The organism is Kluyvera genomosp. 2 (assembly GCF_036759865.1).
GTDB lineage: Bacteria > Pseudomonadota > Gammaproteobacteria > Enterobacterales > Enterobacteriaceae > Kluyvera > Kluyvera ascorbata_B.
Window position 1 is genome coordinate 24,717 of sequence record NZ_JAPKIA010000008.1, and the last position, 17,699, is coordinate 42,415.

At 54.6% G+C, this 17,699-nt stretch carries 18 protein-coding genes; 9 read left to right on the plus strand and 9 right to left on the minus strand.

All coding sequences use genetic code 11. The features are described 5' to 3' along the window. Positions 1-88 precede the first annotated feature (88 nt). The gene (ydfG, locus tag V6942_RS10135; protein WP_106930602.1) at positions 89-838 is read left to right on the plus strand and encodes a bifunctional NADP-dependent 3-hydroxy acid dehydrogenase/3-hydroxypropionate dehydrogenase YdfG; all 750 of its coding nucleotides are present in this window, start codon (positions 89-91) and stop codon (positions 836-838) included. 92 nt (positions 839-930) lie between these two features. Then, on the plus strand, positions 931-1,617 hold the full coding sequence (locus V6942_RS10140) for a GntR family transcriptional regulator (protein WP_333501207.1): 687 nt from the start codon (positions 931-933) through the stop codon (positions 1,615-1,617). Between the two features lie 32 nt (positions 1,618-1,649). On the opposite strand, the gene V6942_RS10145 is transcribed toward V6942_RS10140, so the two are convergent. The 6 genes from V6942_RS10145 to V6942_RS10170 all read right to left on the minus strand — a co-directional run bounded on the left by V6942_RS10145 (position 1,650) and on the right by V6942_RS10170 (position 8,670). Further along, positions 1,650-2,078 carry a universal stress protein gene (locus V6942_RS10145; protein ID WP_106930598.1) on the minus strand — a complete coding sequence of 143 codons (429 nt, stop codon included), beginning with the start codon at positions 2,076-2,078 and terminating at the stop codon, positions 1,650-1,652. A 217-nt stretch (positions 2,079-2,295) separates the two neighbouring features. Continuing rightward, positions 2,296-3,756, minus strand: coding sequence for a mannitol dehydrogenase family protein (locus V6942_RS10150; protein ID WP_333501208.1), 1,461 nt, complete (start codon positions 3,754-3,756; stop codon positions 2,296-2,298). 170 nt (positions 3,757-3,926) lie between these two features. After that, positions 3,927-5,468, minus strand: coding sequence for an MFS transporter (locus V6942_RS10155; RefSeq protein ID WP_333501209.1), 1,542 nt, complete (start codon positions 5,466-5,468; stop codon positions 3,927-3,929). A 26-nt stretch (positions 5,469-5,494) separates the two neighbouring features. Then, positions 5,495-6,901 (minus strand): glucuronate isomerase, encoded by a 1,407-nt coding sequence (gene uxaC, locus V6942_RS10160; RefSeq protein ID WP_106930592.1) that lies wholly within the window; start codon positions 6,899-6,901, stop codon positions 5,495-5,497. 47 nt (positions 6,902-6,948) lie between these two features. Beyond that, the gene (gene manD, locus V6942_RS10165) at positions 6,949-8,163 is read right to left on the minus strand and encodes a D-mannonate dehydratase ManD (protein ID WP_106930590.1); all 1,215 of its coding nucleotides are present in this window, start codon (positions 8,161-8,163) and stop codon (positions 6,949-6,951) included. Between the two features lie 180 nt (positions 8,164-8,343). Beyond that, on the minus strand, positions 8,344-8,670 hold the full coding sequence (locus V6942_RS10170; protein WP_106930666.1) for a YnfA family protein: 327 nt from the start codon (positions 8,668-8,670) through the stop codon (positions 8,344-8,346). Positions 8,671-8,820: 150 nt separating this feature from the next. Here V6942_RS10170 and V6942_RS10175 point away from each other — a divergent pair, with 150 nt between their 5' ends. After that, positions 8,821-9,162, plus strand: coding sequence for a DUF1283 family protein (locus tag V6942_RS10175; RefSeq protein ID WP_106930588.1), 342 nt, complete (start codon positions 8,821-8,823; stop codon positions 9,160-9,162). A 194-nt stretch (positions 9,163-9,356) separates the two neighbouring features. Here the strand turns inward: V6942_RS10175 and V6942_RS10180 are convergent, their stop codons facing one another. Beyond that, the gene (locus tag V6942_RS10180; RefSeq protein WP_106930586.1) at positions 9,357-10,067 is read right to left on the minus strand and encodes a YnfC family lipoprotein; all 711 of its coding nucleotides are present in this window, start codon (positions 10,065-10,067) and stop codon (positions 9,357-9,359) included. Between the two features lie 104 nt (positions 10,068-10,171). Here V6942_RS10180 and V6942_RS10185 point away from each other — a divergent pair, with 104 nt between their 5' ends. Continuing rightward, on the plus strand, positions 10,172-10,426 hold the full coding sequence (locus V6942_RS10185; protein ID WP_106930584.1) for a DUF1161 domain-containing protein: 255 nt from the start codon (positions 10,172-10,174) through the stop codon (positions 10,424-10,426). A gap of 33 nt (positions 10,427-10,459) precedes the next feature. Here the strand turns inward: V6942_RS10185 and V6942_RS10190 are convergent, their stop codons facing one another. Next, the gene (locus V6942_RS10190) at positions 10,460-10,861 is read right to left on the minus strand and encodes a dTDP-glucose pyrophosphorylase (protein WP_106930582.1); all 402 of its coding nucleotides are present in this window, start codon (positions 10,859-10,861) and stop codon (positions 10,460-10,462) included. A 245-nt stretch (positions 10,862-11,106) separates the two neighbouring features. On the opposite strand from V6942_RS10190, the gene ynfE reads away from it, so the two are divergent. Genes ynfE through clcB form a run of 5 tightly spaced genes read left to right on the plus strand, consistent with a single transcriptional unit; the run spans position 11,107 to position 16,974 of the window. Beyond that, positions 11,107-13,542, plus strand: a complete 2,436-nt coding sequence (gene ynfE, locus V6942_RS10195; protein ID WP_333501210.1) for a selenate/tellurate reductase subunit YnfE — start codon at positions 11,107-11,109, stop codon at positions 13,540-13,542. Between the two features lie 10 nt (positions 13,543-13,552). Further along, positions 13,553-14,170, plus strand: a complete 618-nt coding sequence (locus tag V6942_RS10200) for a DMSO/selenate family reductase complex B subunit (protein WP_333501211.1) — start codon at positions 13,553-13,555, stop codon at positions 14,168-14,170. A 1-nt stretch (position 14,171) separates the two neighbouring features. Continuing rightward, positions 14,172-15,029, plus strand: a complete 858-nt coding sequence (locus tag V6942_RS10205) for a dimethyl sulfoxide reductase anchor subunit family protein (protein ID WP_333501212.1) — start codon at positions 14,172-14,174, stop codon at positions 15,027-15,029. A gap of 48 nt (positions 15,030-15,077) precedes the next feature. Then, positions 15,078-15,692 (plus strand): Tat proofreading chaperone DmsD, encoded by a 615-nt coding sequence (dmsD, locus tag V6942_RS10210; protein ID WP_182967859.1) that lies wholly within the window; start codon positions 15,078-15,080, stop codon positions 15,690-15,692. Between the two features lie 13 nt (positions 15,693-15,705). Beyond that, complete coding sequence (clcB, locus tag V6942_RS10215; RefSeq protein ID WP_333501213.1) at positions 15,706-16,974, plus strand: voltage-gated ClC-type chloride channel ClcB; 1,269 nt, start codon at positions 15,706-15,708, stop codon at positions 16,972-16,974. Here the strand turns inward: clcB and bioD are convergent. Further along, positions 16,927-17,622 (minus strand): dethiobiotin synthase, encoded by a 696-nt coding sequence (gene bioD / locus V6942_RS10220; protein ID WP_106929064.1) that lies wholly within the window; start codon positions 17,620-17,622, stop codon positions 16,927-16,929. The two genes, clcB and bioD, sit on opposite strands and share 48 nt — an antisense overlap. Positions 17,623-17,699 lie beyond the last annotated feature (77 nt).

The window sequence follows — 17,699 nt, forward strand, 5'->3', positions numbered from 1 at the left end:
TCTTTCAGTAAAGCGCAGGGCCGTGATAGTTATGCCCCAGGCGTTCTGCTATCGTAATGTGACAGTTAAACGTTGAAGGAACAGAGAAATGATCGTACTGGTAACCGGAGCAACGGCAGGATTTGGCGAAAGCATAACCCGCCGTTTTATTGCCAACGGGCATAAAGTCATCGCCACAGGCCGTCGTAACGAACGTTTAAAAGCACTCAAAGATGAGCTGGGCGACAGCATCCTGACCGTGCAGCTTGACGTGCGCAACCGCGCGGCGATTGAAGAAACCATTGCTAACCTGCCGGCAGCGTGGCGCGAGATTGATATTCTGGTCAATAACGCCGGGCTGGCTCTGGGTCTGGAGCCCGCACACCGCGCCAGCGTTGACGATTGGGAAGATATGATCGACACCAACAACAAAGGCCTGGTGTATATGACCCGCGCGGTACTGCCGGGCATGGTAGAACGCAATCGCGGCCATATTATTAACATTGGTTCCACCGCCGGTAGCTGGCCTTATGCCGGTGGCAACGTCTACGGCGCCACCAAAGCCTTTGTGCGCCAGTTCAGCCTTAATCTGCGTACCGATCTGCATGGTACCGCCGTTCGCGTCACCGATATTGAGCCAGGGCTGGTCGGCGGAACCGAGTTTTCCAACGTTCGCTTCAAGGGTGACGATGCGAAGGCCGGAAAAACCTACGAAAATGCCAATGCCCTGACGCCAGAAGACGTTACCGAGGCGGTCTGGTGGGTCGCGACGCTGCCAAAACACGTCAATATTAATACCGTAGAAATGATGCCGGTCAGCCAGACCTACGCGGGTCTGAGCGTTCATCGCGAAAGTTAGCATTTAATCCCAGCCCGACCCCCGGTCGGGTCTGGGCTCGGCGGCAAAAAGAGCGTAAAATAGCTGCTTAATCAGCTGATAAGAACGACTCAATGGCCGCCGAAACCCAACTGAACCCAACACAGCCCGTCAACCAACAGATTTATCGCATTCTGCGTCGCGATATTGTGCACTGCCTCATTCCGCCAGGCACCCCGTTGTCGGAGAAAGAGGTATCTCTGCGCTTTGACGTTTCGCGTCAGCCGGTGCGCGAGGCCTTTATTAAGCTGGCTGAAAACGGACTTATCCAGATTCGTCCGCAACGCGGCAGTTACGTGAATAAAATTTCGCTTTCTCAGGTTCGTAACGGCTGCTTCGTGCGCCAGGCGATTGAGTGTGCGGTCGCGCGCCGTGCAGCAACCATGATTGACGATGCGCAAACCTATCAGCTCGAGCAAAATCTGCATCAGCAGCGAATGGCGATTGAGCGCCAGCAGCTGAATGATTTCTTCCTGCTCGACGATGAATTCCACCAGCTGCTGTCGAATATTGCCGATTGCCAGCTCGCCTGGGACACGATTGAAAATATCAAAGCGGCGATTGACCGGGTCCGTTATATGAGCCTCGATCATATTTCATCACCCGAAATGCTGCTGCGACAGCATCACGAAATTTTCAGCGCGCTGGAACAGCGGGATGCCGATGCGGTTGAGAAAGCCATGACTCTGCATCTTCAGGAAATTAGCGAGTCGGTGCTGTTAATTCGTCAGGAAAATCGCGACTGGTTTAGCGAAGAGTAATAAAAAAGGCCTTCATTGCTGAAGGCCTTTTTTTATCGAATAACCATCGTCGGTATATTTGCGTAACGCAAAATTGATTCTGCGTTAGACCCCAGCAGGTGGGTGGTCATGCCGCGCTGGCGCGAGCCAATGACAATCGCGTCGTACTCGCCGGTTTTGCTTAACGCGATCACTTCATCGCGAATATTACCAAAGCGAACTTCGGTGTGCAGTCGCGACTCTGGAATATCAAACAGCCGCTGCAGGCTCTTCATCTTCTTTGCCGATTCCATCTGCATGAAATCTTCAAATTTTTTAATATCTGACGCGAATCCGCGTAATATTGAACGGTTACTGTTCGGCAATACGTTTAATAACGTAATTTCACCAAACTCCCCCGCCAGATACGCGGCATGTCGAATTGCTTTGTCGCTCAAATCCATTTCGAAAATATCTACAGGCATGAGAATTTTTTTGTACATAGCCCGAGCTCCTTATTTCAGAGAATCCATTTTTGTTTCGCTATAACCATGACACAAGCAGGACTTTCTACATAGCATTAATTCACCAAAATGATAGTTTCAGCATGAAAATAATCGTCCATTATTTCAAGCGAGATGAATTAACTTAAAGAAGTGTAATGCGGAGGAAAAACAGGCAAGAAAATGCCGCCAGGGCTGGCGGCATTATAGGGTGTCATTAACGCGCAGCAAACTCGGCGACGGTCGCCTTCGCGCCTTTGCTCACCAGCGACAGGTAGGCCTGGGTCACCAGATCCACGAATTTGCCTTCCTGCGGCAGATCGTGACCGAAGATGGCTTCGATAGCCAGCAGTGCTTTCACGCGGGATTCGCCCTCTTCGCTCTGCTGGACCGCCGCCTGAATGACCGGCAGCAGCGGATCGCAGACTTCAATGGCGTTACCCTGTTCATCTACTCCACCCACATAACGCATCCAGCCAGCCACGCCCAGCGCCAGCAGCGCAAAGCTGCTGTTATCCGCCAGGTGCCAGCGTACGGAGTCCAGCATACGCTGAGGCAGCTTCTGGCTACCGTCCATGGCAATCTGCCAGGTGCGATGACGCAGCGCAGGGTTGGTGTAACGAGCGATAAGCAGGTCGGCATAGCGCGCCAGGTCAACGTTCTGCACTTTCAGGGTCGGAGCCTGCTCTTTCAGCATCAGATCGTGCGCAGCGCGGCGATAATTTTCATCGCCCATGCAGTCGTTAATGTGCTGATAGCCCGCCAGGTAGCCCAGATAAGCCAGGAACGAGTGGCTGCCGTTAAGCATACGCAGCTTCATCTCTTCAAACGGGATCACGTCGCTGACCAGCTCAGCGCCCGCTTTTTCCCAAGCCGGGCGGCCCGCGACAAAGTTATCTTCGATAACCCACTGACGGAACGGCTCACAGGCCACACCCGCCGGATCGCGTACGCCAGTCAGCTGTTCAATTTTATCCAGCGTTTCCGGCGTCACGGCCGGTACGATACGGTCAACCATTGTGGACGGGAACGTCACATGGGACTCGATCCAATCGGCCAGACCCGCATCCACGGCGCGCGCATACGCGCACACGACGTTGCGCATCACGTGACCGTTTTCCGGCATATTGTCGCAAGACATAACGCTGAACGCCGGCAGACCCGCCGCTTTACGACGTGCCAGCGCTTCAACCACCACGCCCGGCGCTGATTTAGGCTGATGCGGGTTTTGCAGGTCAGCCGCGATAAGCGGATGATCGAGCATCAGTTGGCCGGTGGCCGGAGAGTGGCAGTAGCCTTTCTCAGTGATCGTCAGGGAGACAATCGCCACCTGCGGTTCACACATTTTTGCCAGCACGGTTTCCAGACCATCAACCTGGGCGTGCAGCGCTTCTTTGACCACGCCCACCACGCGGGCAGTCCATGCATCCGCGGACATTTCCGCCACGGTGTATAAATTGTCCTGATGATTCAGGTCGGCAATCTGCTGCTCACCGCCGATCAGGTTAACTTCGGTATACCCCCAATCGCTGCCGTGCTCAGCGGCAAGGATATCGGCATAAACAGCCTGATGTGCGCGGTGGAATGCGCCGAAGCCCAGGTGCACAATACGTGGCACCAGTTTGCTGCGATCGTAGGTCGGGAGATTCGCCTTCGCGGTTAATAGCATATTCTGCATCTTTTTTACTCACTGTAGAGAATGTTGATTGCCATACTAGATTAACGAGTTCATCAAGCGAGATTTTGATTTGCATTAATTTATTGGCGATTGGTATGACATGATTTTCAAGCTGTGTGACAGCATCAGCAAAAGTCAGCGGCCGTTGCTGATGCTGTCACGGCGGGCGGTTAGTTTACGCGCGCTGGGCGGCGGTATGTGCTGTCGGTTTTCTGCGGCACATTCCAAAGGTCGTCATAGGAATAGCCGGTCAGGTCTTCCACAATATGCCGCGTTTCCGGCGTCACATCTTGTTTTGCCCCATTCGCCTTCAGACGTTCAACTTCATCAACGAAAATCTTATGCGTGCGTTTATTCAGGCGGAACGTCACCGCCTGCCACAATGCGATGACCAGCAAACCGGCGGTACCGATAAACAGCAGGATGGCAATGGTATTGACCGCACTCTCCGGCTGCACCTGGCTGCCCTTGACGAAGCCCCCTTCCTGCAACATCACGCCGACGATGAACGTCGCAATCGCAACGGTCGTTTTACGCGAGAACGTCATGACCGCAGCGAACAGCCCTTCACGGCGCTGACGGGTGATCATTTCATCAATATCCGGGATAAACGGGAACACGTTCCACGGCGTAAATTCCAGCACGCAGCGGCCAACCTGATACAGCGCGGCCAGTACGACCAGAATCGTCACCTTATTGTCAGTCGGGAACTGGTAAACCATAAACAGCCCGGCCAGGCATAGCATCATCAGGGTATAGGCAAAAACGTACAGTCGTGACGGCCCGAACTTAATGATTGCCACCCCCGCCAGCAGCGTGACCGGCAGGCCGACGATACTCATCGACAGCAGCGTGCCGGACAGCGATGGCGACACGTTCAGGCAATATACACAGAAGAAAACAAAGACCGTGTTATAGACATCTTTTGCCGTAAAGGAGAACAAATAGATAGCCAGATGTTTACGGAAAGCGCGAACTTTCAGCGTCGAGTAATACTCTTTGAACAGTTTGCCCGTGGCGGCTACTTTCGCTGCAAAGGTGGTCGGCTGATGATCTTTTTCCAGCTCGGCCAGCATTTCCGGCGTGAGTTCACGCTCCCAGGTGACTTTCCAGGAGATGAAGACGCAGAACATAAACAGCACTGCAAATACAACGCCATTAATAAAATAAGCGTTTGGATCGTGCTCGCCAAAGTGGCTAATCAGCAGGCCAGGAATAAAGGTCGCCAGGAAAGTACCGGAAGCCGACAGGAACATCCGGCAGGTCGAGAGCTTAGTACGCGAGTTAAAATCTTTGGTCATCTCCGACGGCAGCGTCTCCCACGGGATCAGCACCATTGCCGCAATAATTTCAAAGGCAAGATACACGGCGAGGTAGAACCAGAAGCTCATCCCGGTAATCCACAGCAGAATGTACACCAGCATCAGCGGTGCGCCGATCAGTAAGAAGAAACGGCGGCGGCCAAAGCGTTTGCCTAAGCGGTTTTTATAGAAATGGTCGGTGAAACTGCCCATAAACAGGCTGACGATAGCATCAACGATACGAGCAATCGCTACAATTGAAGCGGCTTCAACCGGCGACAAACCGACAAAGGTGGTATAAAAGAATAAAAGCCAGGCGCCAATAACGGTAAACGCACCGCCCCCCATAATATCTGTTAAGCCATAACCAATGCTGACTGGAATTGTTATTTTTCTATTAGTACGAGACATGTTCTACCCTCATGTAAGGAAGGACGTTAGAATCTAAAATAGTTCACTGCATTATCGTGACAAATATTCTTAACCATCCGCGTTAATATCCTCTCATCATCAGGAATTTCACCACGGTCAACCCAACTACCTATTAAATTACAAAGAATACGCCGGAAATAATCGTGACGAGGATAAGACACCAGGCTACGTGAATCCGTTAGCATGCCAACGAAGTGCATTAATAAACCCTGATCGGCCAGGCTATTCAGTTGGTTTTCCATTCCCCGGCGAGTATCGTTAAACCACCAGCCGGAACCAAACTGCATCGGAGATTTGACACCGTCATCCGCCGACTGGAAATTAGCGATAGTTGTCGCAACAATATCGTTATAACTGGCGTTCAGATTATAAATTATGGTCTTCGGCAGACCGCTATTCTGCGCCATCGCATCCAGCAGGCGATTGAGACCCGAGGCCAGATGATGCTGGTCGGCAATGGAATCAAACCCGGTGTTAATGCCAAGCTGCGCATGCATTTTGCCGTTATTGTTGCGAATAGCGCCAAAATGCACCTGCATCGCCCAGCCGCGCTGTTTATACTCTTTCGCCAGCATCACCAGCATAGCGCTATTGAGTTGTACGGTTTCCCGCTCGCTTAGCTGCATACCGCGGCATTTCTGGCTAAAAAGCGTATTAATCGTTTCCGCATCGGCAGCAAGATACGCAATGCTGACCGGCCCGTGGTCGGAGATGCGACAGCCCACTTCGTGAAACACCTCAATACGCTGCGCCATCGCAATGGCAAAATCGTTAAAGGAGCGAATCGACTGTCCGGTAGCCAGCGCGAGCTTGTCAATAAAGCGGCAAAATGCCTGGGAATCTTCGGTAAAAATATCATCCGGGCGGAACGTAGGCAGTACCCTGGTCGTGAAACTCGGGTCCTGCTGTAGCCGTCGATGATATTCCAGCGTATCCAGCGGCGCATCGGTGGTGCAAATAACTTCAACGTTGGAGCGAGAAATTAAATTACGTGGTTTAAAATCATCGCCGGAAATTAAACCATTGCAATGCTGCATAATTTCCTGCCAGTTATCACTAGACAGCATTTCATTACAGGAAAAATACTGACTTAACTCTAAATGCGTCCAGTGATATAACGGATTACCAAAAGCGGCTTCGACGGTTTCCGCATAGGCCTTAAATTTTTCTTCCGGCGTGGCATCACCGGTTATATACTTCTCGGCAATTCCATTTGCGCGCATCGCTCGCCATTTATAGTGGTCACCAGCCAACCACAGCTGGGTGATATTTTCGAAATTTTTATTTTCGTAGATTTCTTTTGCATCAAGGTGACAGTGATAGTCGATGATCGGTAATTTTGCAGCAACGTCTTTATATAACCGAACACCGACTTCACTATCGATCATGAAACGATCGTTAATGAAGTCCATGTTTATTCTCTTGTTAAGATAAAGCTTACTTTACTGATTCCGGGGGATTACCAGTTCCACAGCGTGCCGTCTTCAAGACGAGCTACCGGTAAATATGCAGGGTCATACGGATATTTTGCCGCCAGTTTTTCATCAAACTCGATGCCTAAACCGGGTTTATCACCTGGGTGCATATAGCCGTTATCGAAGGTCCAACTGTGCGGGAAGACTTCCAGCATCTGCTCGGAGTAGCCCATATATTCCTGCACGCCAAAGTTGGGTACCCACAGATCGAAGTGCAGCGCCGCGGCCATACACACCGGAGAAAGATCGGACGGGCCGTGTGAGCCGGTACGCACCTGGTAAAGCGAGGCAAAATCGGCGATGCGGCGCATACCGGTGATGCCTCCCGCGTGGGTAATCGTGGTGCGGATGTAGTCGATAAGCTGCTCTTCGATCAGCTGCTTGCAATCCCAGATGCTATTAAAGACTTCACCTACCGCAATCGGCGTCACAGTATGCTGGCGAATCAGACGGAAGCACTCCTGGTTCTCCGCTGGCGTTGGGTCTTCCATCCAGAACAGACGGTAATCTTCAACGCTCTTACCAAAGCGTGCGGCCTCAATTGGCGTCAGGCGGTGGTGCATGTCATGCAGCAGATGTTCGTTAAAGCCAAACTGGTTACGAACGGCATCAAACAGCTTCGGCGTAAAGTCGAGGTATTTTTCCGTTGACCACAGTTGTTCCTCCGGCCACAGACCCTTGGTCGCCGGTTCGTATGCCTGCCCTTTTCCTTTTGCCATCCCGTAGGTGGTTTTCATGCCCGGTACGCCGCACTGAACGCGTATGGCCTTGAAGCCCATCTCTTTATGACGTGCATAATCTTCCAGCACTTCATCAATCGTGTGGCCGGTGGTGTGACAGTAAACCATGACCCCTTCGCGTGACGCCCCGCCCAGCAGTTGATACAGCGGCATACCGGCCGCTTTGGCTTTAATATCCCACAGCGCCATATCCACGGCGGAGATAGCCGACATGGTCACCGGGCCACGACGCCAGTACGCGCCTTTATAAAAGAACTGCCAGATATCTTCGATGCGGTGCGCGTCGCGCCCCACCAGCTGCGGGCAAAGGTGATCTTTTAAATAAGATGCCACGGACAGCTCGCGGCCATTCAGCGTCGCATCGCCGTAGCCAATTAATCCGCTGTCGGTAGTAATTTTCAGCGTGACAAAGTTACGACCCGGACAGGTTACAAAAACCTCAGCACCCACAATTTTCATCTTCAATCCTTACATCTCATCGGTTAGTGCGAAAAATTTACGCCCTGAACTACTACCATACAAGTATAGAGATCAAAAATTACCGAGAAGGATCACAAAAAAAGGGGAATGCGTGCTGAAGAAGGCATGACAAGTCACACCCGTTATGTCGAAAACTGATGGTCACGCGCGACTATAGCACTACGCTCTGCCCCAGCCGGCAACGATGATCAGCATGCCGCACAGCGCAACCGCCGCGCCAAGCCAATCGTACAGGGTCAGTTTTTCCCCCTCCACGACCCGCAGCCACAAGAGTGCGGTGAAGATATACACCCCACCGTAGGCGGCGTAGACGCGCCCGCTGGCCGCCGGATGCAGCGTCAACAGCCAGACGAACAGCGCAAGCGACAGCGCGGCAGGCAGCAGCAGTAACGGCGTAGCGCCACGCTTAAGCCAAAGCCATGGCAGGTAGCAGCCGATAATTTCACACAGCGCGGTAGCAAAAAAAAGCAGCGAAGTTTTGAGCATCATGACGGATCGATAAACGAAGAATGGCGCCATCATACGGATAAATCATGACGAATCGACCACATGATTTTCGCTGGTATGCCAGCCAGAAGAGATGTAGTAGACTGCTCAACAGGAGCCATCGTTTTTATCACGTTAAAGGAACCCAAAATGAAAATTACACTTAGCAAACGCCTGTGCCTGACGGCAATGCTGACGCTGGGTGCCGTCGTGTACACCGCTTGCGCATCGGCTGAAACCAGCAAACTGATTATTGAATCCGGCGATAGCGCACAGAGCCGTCAGAATGCAGCGATGGACAAGGAGCAGTGGAACGATACGCGCCAGCTGCGCCAGAAAGTGAACAAACGCGCGGAAAAAGAGTGGGACAAAGCCGACGTGGCGTTTGACGCTCGCGATAAATGCCTGCAAAGCCCGAACGTCAATGCCTACTGGGAACCCAACACCCTACGCTGCCTTGATCGCTCAACGGGCCGCACCCTGCATCCATAAAAATCGCCGTGGCCGTAATGCTTGCCAGTTAAGGCGTTGACTTCAGAAGTCAGGAGCAGGAACGGTAGGCCGGATAAGGCGTTTGCGCTGCCATCCGGCAATCAGCGTGCAGTATGCCGGATGGCGCTTTGCTTATCCGGCCTACGCTACGTATTCAGCATTACGCCGTGGGCGTCTTTTTCATTTCACGGCGGCTAGTAGTATTCAATCGTATTTTTGATCGTGTAGCGCTGGGTCGTCGCAGGTTTGACGCTCTCATCAACGATCGTTAAATCACAGCTCACCGGGTTGTCATGGCCATCGTAATCGCAACGCTGGATCACGTTGCCAACCGGCTGTTTGTCCAGCAGGCTGACCGAGGTATAGTCAAGCTTCTTACGACTGTCCTGTGACGGGGTGGCCACAATCGACAGCGTTTTATTCTTCGTCGTTGACGTTTTCCCCAGCGGGTAGCCTTCCGCATCATAGCGATAGTCGACCTCACTCTCTTTGCCCTGTGCTTTCACCACAAAACCGTTATCGTCCGTTTCCCACGAAACGCCCGCCGACGGAAACTCGGCCAGCTGACATTTGCCCTGCAAACGCACGCGTTTTTCGCGCGTGACGCCGTCGAGATAATAGTTCGCGTCCAGCACCAGCAGCGCGCCGGTGTCATCCTCAATATTGTGAAACTCCAGCATATCGAAGCACCCCTCACGCGAAAGCTGTGCGCTAACGCGTTTCGACACTTCGCCCTTCTCGTTGAGCAGCGTCTGGCTGAAATCCTTCACCGGCCCGCGCAGCGGATCAAAATCAAATTCGTTAGAAAAACTGGCCATTTCCGGCGTGAATGCCGCGGGAGCGCCGGGTTTATCGCAACCGCTGAGCAGGGTCAGCGCTGACGCCAGTAATAATAATTTCTTCACACCGCCATCCTGTTTCGGGAGTTTTCTCAATCATATTAGGAAATACAATTGTTTACACTAGCACTGCTATACTTTTTGCGAGTCTAAAGATAAAGGAGCCGACCATGAGATCTTCACGCTGGTTACTGGCACTTCTGTTAGCAGGCGCGATGCCCGCGCTCGCGGCAGTACCGGAGTCCTGCGAGCGCGTTCGTAGTGACATTCAGCAGAAAATTGAGCAAAACGGCGTAGCACAAGACGCGTTCAGTCTCGATATCGTCCCCAATGACCAGGCCGACCAGCCGGGGGCACAGGTGGTAGGCCACTGCGCCAACGACACCTTCAAAATTCTCTACACCCGCACCGATAACGCTCAGTAACCCCCTGCCGCCTTCGCCCGGAGGCGGCTCGCTTTATCCGCCCTGCTCAACGGTAAACTCAAGCGCTACGCCAATCAGCACGGCATCACGCAGTGAATGATCGTCAGACAGCGCGTCGAGATCTCCCTGAAAACGCAGCTTCTGCGTAGTCGTATTGATAGTCAGCCGCGAATGCAAACAGGGCAGCGACTGCGAGGTGATGGGATACACCACCCGACCGGAAACCAGCACCGGGATCTTGCGCAACGCCGTCGTTTGCAGCACGCCAACCGTCGAATAAAGCACCGCCAGCGGCGTCACCGCGATCACCGGTTTATCGGTGACGCTAATGAAATCGAGCAAAATTTCGGGGCGCAAAAAATTCAGCCCCTTATGCGGAACGGTGACCGTCTCAATCGCGGGCATCGGGATAACGTGGGTAGCAATATCGTGCATAGGGGAGGTTCCATCAGCATCAGAGTTTCGCATTGCCGGAGGGCCCGAAATGCGCTTTTTTTGTTGTGAAACAATTATGCATAGCCCCTCGAATACTGGCAAATATCGTTACGCAATTCCTTTACGCCGTTCCGTTGAGTTTTGACCACGGTTAATACTTGTATACCACTTAGCGGGTAGGATGACGCTCCATTAGCGTGTTTCTAATTGCACGATGTAATCATTAAATAATAATGGAGTGAGCAATGTCCGATCAGGAAAAGCCCGGGGGGCTAAGTCGACGCACCCTCATTAAATCGTCAGCGATTGGTTCGCTGGCCCTCGCCGCCGGTGGTCTATCGCTGCCTTTCTCCCTGCGAGCAACGGCAGCGGCCGTGCAGCAGGCGCGCGGTAAAGACGATAAAGTGGTCTGGGGCGCTTGCTCCGTTAACTGCGGCAGCCGCTGTGCGCTGCGGCTGCACGTGAAAGATAACGAAGTCTACTGGGTTGAAACCGACAACACCGGCGAAGATCGCTATGGCGATCACCAGGTGCGCGCCTGTCTGCGCGGTCGCTCCATTCGTCGGCGAATCAACCATCCCGATCGCCTCAACTACCCGATGAAACGTGTCGGCAAGCGCGGCGAAGGTAAATTTGCGCGTATCAGCTGGCAGGAAGCGCTGGACACCATTGCTGACAACCTGAAGCGCGTGGTGAAAGATTACGGCAATGAAGCGGTTTACATTAACTACTCTTCCGGCATCGTCGGCGGCAACATTACCCGCTCTTCACCGTCCGGTTCGGCCGTCATGCGTCTGATGAATTGCTACGGCGGCTCGCTCAACCAGTACGGAACCTACAGTACCGCGCAAATCGCCTGCGCCATGCCGTATACCTACGGCAGCAATGACGGCAACAGCACCTCTGATATCGAAAACAGCAAGCTGGTGGTGATGTTCGGCAACAATCCGGCGGAAACGCGCATGAGCGGCGGCGGCATTACGTATTATCTTGAACAGGCGCGGGAACGCTCAAATGCGCGCATGATCGTTATCGATCCACGCTATACCGACACGGCCGCCGGGCGCGAAGATGAATGGATCCCTATCCGCCCCGGCACCGATGCCGCATTGGTTGCCGGTATTGCATGGGTATTAATTGACGAAAACCTCGTCGATCAGCCGTTCCTCGACAAATACTACGTCGGTTACGACGAAAAAACGCTGCCGGAAGGCGCACCGGCCAACGGACACTACAAAGCCTATATTCTCGGCCAGGGCGACGACGGTATCGCGAAAACGCCACAGTGGGCATCGGGCATCACCGGGATTCCGGCCGACCGTATTATTAAACTGGCGCGTGAAATAGGCAGCGCGAAACCGGCGTACATTTGTCAGGGCTGGGGCCCGCAGCGTCAGGCCAACGGCGAACTTGCCGCCCGTGCGATTGCTATGCTGCCCATTCTGACCGGTAACGTCGGAATTAACGGCGGCAACAGCGGCGCGCGTGAATCGACCTACACCATTACCATCGAGCGCTTCCCTGTGCTGGAAAACCCGGTGAAAACCGCGATTTCCTGTTTTACATGGACCGATGCCATCGACCGCGGAGCAGAAATGACCGCCACCCGCGACGGCGTACGCGGTAAAGAGAAGCTGGATGTTCCCATCAAGTTCTTCTGGAACTATGCGGGCAACACCATCATTAACCAGCATTCGGACATCAACAAAACCCACGAAATTCTGCAGGACGAAAGTAAATGCGAAATGATCGTGGTGATTGAGAACTTTATGACCGCGTCGGCAAAATACGCCGACATTTTGCTGCCGGATCTGATGACCGTCGAGCAAGAAGACATCATTCCAAACGACTACGCGGGCAACATGGGCTACCTGATTTTCATCCAGCCCGCCACCGCGCCGAAGTTCGAACGTAAGCCAATTTACTGGATCCTTAGCGAAGTGGCTAAACGCTTGGGCGACGAGGTGCACCAGAAGTTTACCGAAGGTCGCACTCAGGAACAGTGGCTGCAATATCTGTATGCCAAAATGCGCGCAAAAGACGCGGCACTACCGGGTTACGATGAGCTGAAAAAAATGGGCATCTATAAACGCAAAGATCCCAACGGCCACTTCGTGGCCTATCGCGATTTCCGTCAAGACCCGCAGGCGAATCCCCTGAAAACTCCATCGGGAAAAATTGAAATTTACTCCAGCCGTCTGGCCGATATTGCCGCGAAATGGCAGCTGGAAAAAGATGAAACTATCAGCCCGCTGCCGGTGTACGCCTCCACCTTTGAAGGCTGGGACGATCCGCTGCGCGACAAATTCCCGTTGCAGCTGTTTGGTTTCCACTTTAAGGCCCGCACCCACTCCAGCTACGGCAACGTGGATGTCTTAAAAGCCGCCTGTCGCCAGGAAATTTGGCTCAACCCGATAGACGCGCAAAAACGCGGGATTCAGAACGGCGATATGGTTCGCGTATTCAACGAACGTGGTGAAGTGCGCATTGCAGCTAAAGTGACGCCGCGCATCATGCCCGGCGTGTCGGCCATGGGCCAGGGCGCATGGCACGACGCGAAGATGGATGGCGATCGCATTGACCACGGTTCCTGTATCAACACGCTGACCACTCACCGCCCTTCGCCGCTGGCGAAAGGCAACCCGCAGCATACCAACCTGGTTGAGATCGAGAAGGTATAAGGATTAGTCAATGAGCACGCAATACGGATTTTTCATCGACTCCGCCCGCTGTACCGGTTGTAAAACCTGCGAGCTGGCGTGTAAAGATTACAAAGACTTAACCCCGGACGTCAGCTTCCGCCGTATTTATGAATACGCCGGCGGCGACTGGCAGGAAGATAACGGCGTCTGGCATCAGAACGTTTTTGCCTACTACCTGTCCATCGCCTGTAACCACTGTGAAGATCCGGCCTGTACTAAAGTATGCCCGAGCGGCGCGATGCATAAACGAGAAGATGGCTTTGTGGTCGTCGACGAAGACGTCTGCATCGGCTGTCGCTACTGCCATATGGCCTGCCCGTACGGTGCCCCACAGTACAATGCGGCAAAAGGCCACATGACCAAGTGCGACGGCTGCCACGAACGCGTGGCGGAAGGCAAAAAACCGATCTGCGTCGAGTCCTGCCCGCTGCGCGCGCTGGACTTCGGGCCGATTGAAGAGCTTCGCCAGAAGCACGGGCAGCTGGCGGCCGTTGCGCCGCTGCCGTCGGCGCACTTTACCAAGCCGAGCATTGTGATTAAACCTAACGCCAATGCACGTCCGTGCGGCGATACCACTGGCTACCTGGCCAACCCGAAGGAGGTGTAAGATGGGCAACGGATGGCATGAATGGCCACTGGTGCTGTTTACGGTACTGGGGCAATGCGTGGCGGGCGCCATCATCGTGAGCGGGATGGGCTGGCTGGCGGCACACAGTGAAACCGACGATCGGCGACGCATCGTACGCAATATGTTCTTCCTGTGGGTGATAATGGGCATTGCCTTTTTTGCCTCGGTTTTGCACCTTGGTTCGCCGCTGCGGGCGTTCAATTCGCTCAACCGCATCGGCGCCTCCGCGCTCAGCAATGAAATCGCCAGCGGCTCGCTTTTCTTCGCCGTCGGCGGCTTCTGGTGGCTGTTTTCCGTACTGGGCAAAATACCGGAAACCCTGGGCCGTATCTGGCTGGTGATCGCCATGGCGCTGGGGCTGATATTTGTCTGGGCAATGACGCGCGTTTATCAGATAGATACGGTGCCAACCTGGTATAATGGCTATACGACGGCCACGTTCTTCTTAACCGTCATGCTAACCGGCCCGCTGTTTGCTGCCCTGCTGCTTAAGCTCTCGAAGGTGCCTTTTAACGGCAAGTTCTTTGCCGGTTTAAGCACGCTGGCCTTTCTGGCGAGCCTGGCCATTGTGGTAATGCAGACCAACGATCTGGGGTTTATTCACAGTTCAGTACAGCAGGCCAATGCGTTGCTCCCCGACTGGGGACTCTGGCAGGTCGTGCGCTTCGTGCTGCTGGCGGCGGGTCTGGGCTGCTGGTTATGCCCGCTGCTGCGCCGTGTACCGCCTCGGGCCGTCGGCCTGGCGATCGGGCTGCTGCTGCTGATCGTGGGTGAACTGATCGGCCGTGGGCTGTTCTACGGCCTGCATATGACCGTCGGCATGGCGATTGCCGGATAAACTCTCGGCGCGGGACCTCTCCCGCGCCCTTTTAAGGAATTTGCAGTAATGAATGACGTTCAGCACAACGACGCTTTAGCTTTCTCTGCTCGCGTACTGGGAGCACTGTTCTATTTCGCGCCGGATAGCGCACTCGCTGAGCCGCTGGTCGCCGCCTTACGCGACGGCGAGTGGGCCGGGCAATGGCCGTATCCGCTCGAAAACGCCGATGCGCTGTCCACCGCATTTGCCTCCCACAGCGATGAATCGCTGGCCGAGGCCTGGCAGCGGCTGTTTATCGGCCCATCGGCGTTACCGTCGCCGCCGTGGGGCTCCGTCTGGCTAGACCGGGAAAACGTGCTGTTTGGCGATTCCACGCTGGCGCTACGCCAGTGGATGCGTGAAAACGCGATCGCGTTCGACGTTGAACAAAACGAGCCGGAAGATCACTTTGGTACCCTGCTGATGCTGGCGGCATGGCTGGTTGAAAATGACCGACCAGAAGCCTGCGAGCAGCTGCTTGCCTGGCATCTGCTGCCGTGGGCTCCGCGCTTCCTCAAGGAGTTTGTCGAGAAAGCCAATCACCCCTTCTTCACCGCGCTGGGGCAGCTCGCGCAGCATACTCTTACGCAGTGGCAGTCGCAGCTGCTGATCCCCGTCGCTGATAAAAAGCTCTATCGTTAAGCGTTTCAGCCTCATGCAGCGTCTTCATCATTATCCCGACATCAATGCGATGTTTCGCCGCCTTCTGCTCGCTTGCATCATTGGCGTTCTGGCGGCCCTGGCGGTCTCGGCGTTTCGCCATGCCATGCTGCTGTTGGAATGGCTGTTTTTAAGTAACGACAGCGGCAGCCTGGTGAACGCCGCCGAAGGGCTAAGCGGCTGGCGACGCCTGATTACCCCGGCGCTGGGCGGTCTGGCCGCCGGTACGCTGCTGTGGGGCTGGCAGCGCTATACGCGTCAGCGGCCCCATGCGCCCACCGACTATATGGAAGCACTGGAGAGCGATGAGGGCCGATTTGACGCCAGCTCCAGCCTGATCAAATCCACTGCCTCGCTATTGGTGGTTGCTAGCGGTAGCGCAATCGGCCGCGAAGGGGCAATGATACTGCTGGCCGCGCTGGCGGCATCGTTTTTTGCCCAGCGCTTTACGCCAAAAGCCGAATGGAAACTATGGATTGCCTGTGGTGCGGCCGCCGGGATGGCCAGTGCCTACCATGCGCCGTTGGCCGGGAGTCTGTTTATTGCCGAGATTCTGTTCGGCACGCTGATGCTCGCCTCTCTGGGGCCGGTCGTGATTGCGGCCGTGGTTGCCCTGCTCGCCAGTCAGCTACTCAATGGCGACGCCAGGCCGCTTTATCAGGTCGACGCGCTGCCTGCTCTCACTGCCGTTGACTATGGACTGATGCTTGCCGCCGGGTTGATCTGCGGCCTTGCCGGGCCGCTATTAATGTGGCTAATGGATACCACTCACCGCGGTTTTGTGGCGCTGAAGCTGTCGCCACCGTGGCAGCTGGCGCTCGGTGGGCTTATCGTCGGTCTGCTGTCGCTACTGACCCCCGCCGTCTGGGGCAATGGCTACAGCGTGGTACAGGGTTTTCTGCTCACGCCACCGACCCTGGCCATCATTACGGGGATCTTCGTGTGTAAACTGCTCGCCATTCTCGCCAGCAGCGGCTCCGGCGCGCCCGGCGGGGTATTTACGCCCACGCTCTTTGTCGGACTGGCTATCGGGATTTTGTTTGCTCAGGCATGCAGCGCCGGATTCCCGGGAAACGAGAGCCTGCCGATACTGCTGGCGATGACCACGCATGCGCCGATTATGTCAGCGCTGATGATTTGTGAAATGACCGGGCAGTATACGCTGCTGCCCGGTTTGCTGATGGCCTGCGTGCTGGCGTCGGTGCTGTCGCGTACCTTACGCCAGAATTCTATCTACCGTCAGCACGTTCCGGAGCATCGCTAAATCAACGTACTGGCTGAGTTCACGCTGTTCCGGGCGCGGCAGATACGGCAATTCGCCAATGAGCGGCGCCGGCAGTTTCTTGCTCAACACATCGATAATTTCCGCGTAGTGCGCCAGCCCAGGGTTGATACGGTTGGCAACCCATCCGATCAGCGGCAGGCCGTCATTAGCGATGGCCTGCGCCGTCAGCAGCGCATGATTGATGCACCCTTCCTGGATCCCCACCACCATCAGCACCGGCAGTTGCTCCTGCACGACCCATTCAGACAGCGGGCGCAGATCGTTCATCAGGCTACGCCAGCCGCCCGTACCTTCAACCACCACGTTGTCCACCATGCCGCTGAGATTGGCCAGGCCGTCGGACAGCAGCGTGTAGTTGATTGGGCAACTGTGCGCCACGCTGCTTTCTTCTTCGCTCAGTGCGATAGGATTAATCGCTTCATAGGGCAGCGCCAACGACGAAACGCTTTGCAACACCAGCGCATCTTTGTTACGCAGCCCCTCGGCGGTTTCTTTGCTGCCTTTGGCTACCGGCTTATAACCTGCCACACGTTTCCCGCTGGCGGCGAGCGCCTGTAATAGCGCACGAGAAACCACCGTCTTACCGACAGAAGTATCAGTTCCAGTAATAAAGAAACGATTTAGCATCACTCACGAACCCCACAGGTATGCCGATAAAATATCAAGACAATGAATAATTCAACGGGGTGAAAGTTTACGTGATG

Coding starts and splice junctions, on each gene's coding strand:
- V6942_RS10185 (WP_106930584.1), top strand. CDS start 10,172: ATGAGATCTTCACGCTGGTTACTGGCACTTCTGTTAGCAGGCGCGATG.
- V6942_RS10170 (WP_106930666.1), bottom strand. CDS start 8,670: ATGCTCAAAACTTCGCTGCTTTTTTTTGCTACCGCGCTGTGTGAAATT.
- ynfE (WP_333501210.1), top strand. CDS start 11,107: ATGTCCGATCAGGAAAAGCCCGGGGGGCTAAGTCGACGCACCCTCATT.
- V6942_RS10145 (WP_106930598.1), bottom strand. CDS start 2,078: ATGTACAAAAAAATTCTCATGCCTGTAGATATTTTCGAAATGGATTTG.
- V6942_RS10150 (WP_333501208.1), bottom strand. CDS start 3,756: ATGCAGAATATGCTATTAACCGCGAAGGCGAATCTCCCGACCTACGAT.
- dmsD (WP_182967859.1), top strand. CDS start 15,078: ATGAATGACGTTCAGCACAACGACGCTTTAGCTTTCTCTGCTCGCGTA.
- V6942_RS10200 (WP_333501211.1), top strand. CDS start 13,553: ATGAGCACGCAATACGGATTTTTCATCGACTCCGCCCGCTGTACCGGT.
- manD (WP_106930590.1), bottom strand. CDS start 8,163: ATGAAAATTGTGGGTGCTGAGGTTTTTGTAACCTGTCCGGGTCGTAAC.
- ydfG (WP_106930602.1), top strand. CDS start 89: ATGATCGTACTGGTAACCGGAGCAACGGCAGGATTTGGCGAAAGCATA.
- clcB (WP_333501213.1), top strand. CDS start 15,706: ATGCAGCGTCTTCATCATTATCCCGACATCAATGCGATGTTTCGCCGC.
- V6942_RS10175 (WP_106930588.1), top strand. CDS start 8,821: ATGAAAATTACACTTAGCAAACGCCTGTGCCTGACGGCAATGCTGACG.
- bioD (WP_106929064.1), bottom strand. CDS start 17,622: ATGCTAAATCGTTTCTTTATTACTGGAACTGATACTTCTGTCGGTAAG.
- V6942_RS10140 (WP_333501207.1), top strand. CDS start 931: ATGGCCGCCGAAACCCAACTGAACCCAACACAGCCCGTCAACCAACAG.
- V6942_RS10190 (WP_106930582.1), bottom strand. CDS start 10,861: ATGCACGATATTGCTACCCACGTTATCCCGATGCCCGCGATTGAGACG.
- V6942_RS10155 (WP_333501209.1), bottom strand. CDS start 5,468: ATGTCTCGTACTAATAGAAAAATAACAATTCCAGTCAGCATTGGTTAT.
- uxaC (WP_106930592.1), bottom strand. CDS start 6,901: ATGGACTTCATTAACGATCGTTTCATGATCGATAGTGAAGTCGGTGTT.
- V6942_RS10205 (WP_333501212.1), top strand. CDS start 14,172: ATGGGCAACGGATGGCATGAATGGCCACTGGTGCTGTTTACGGTACTG.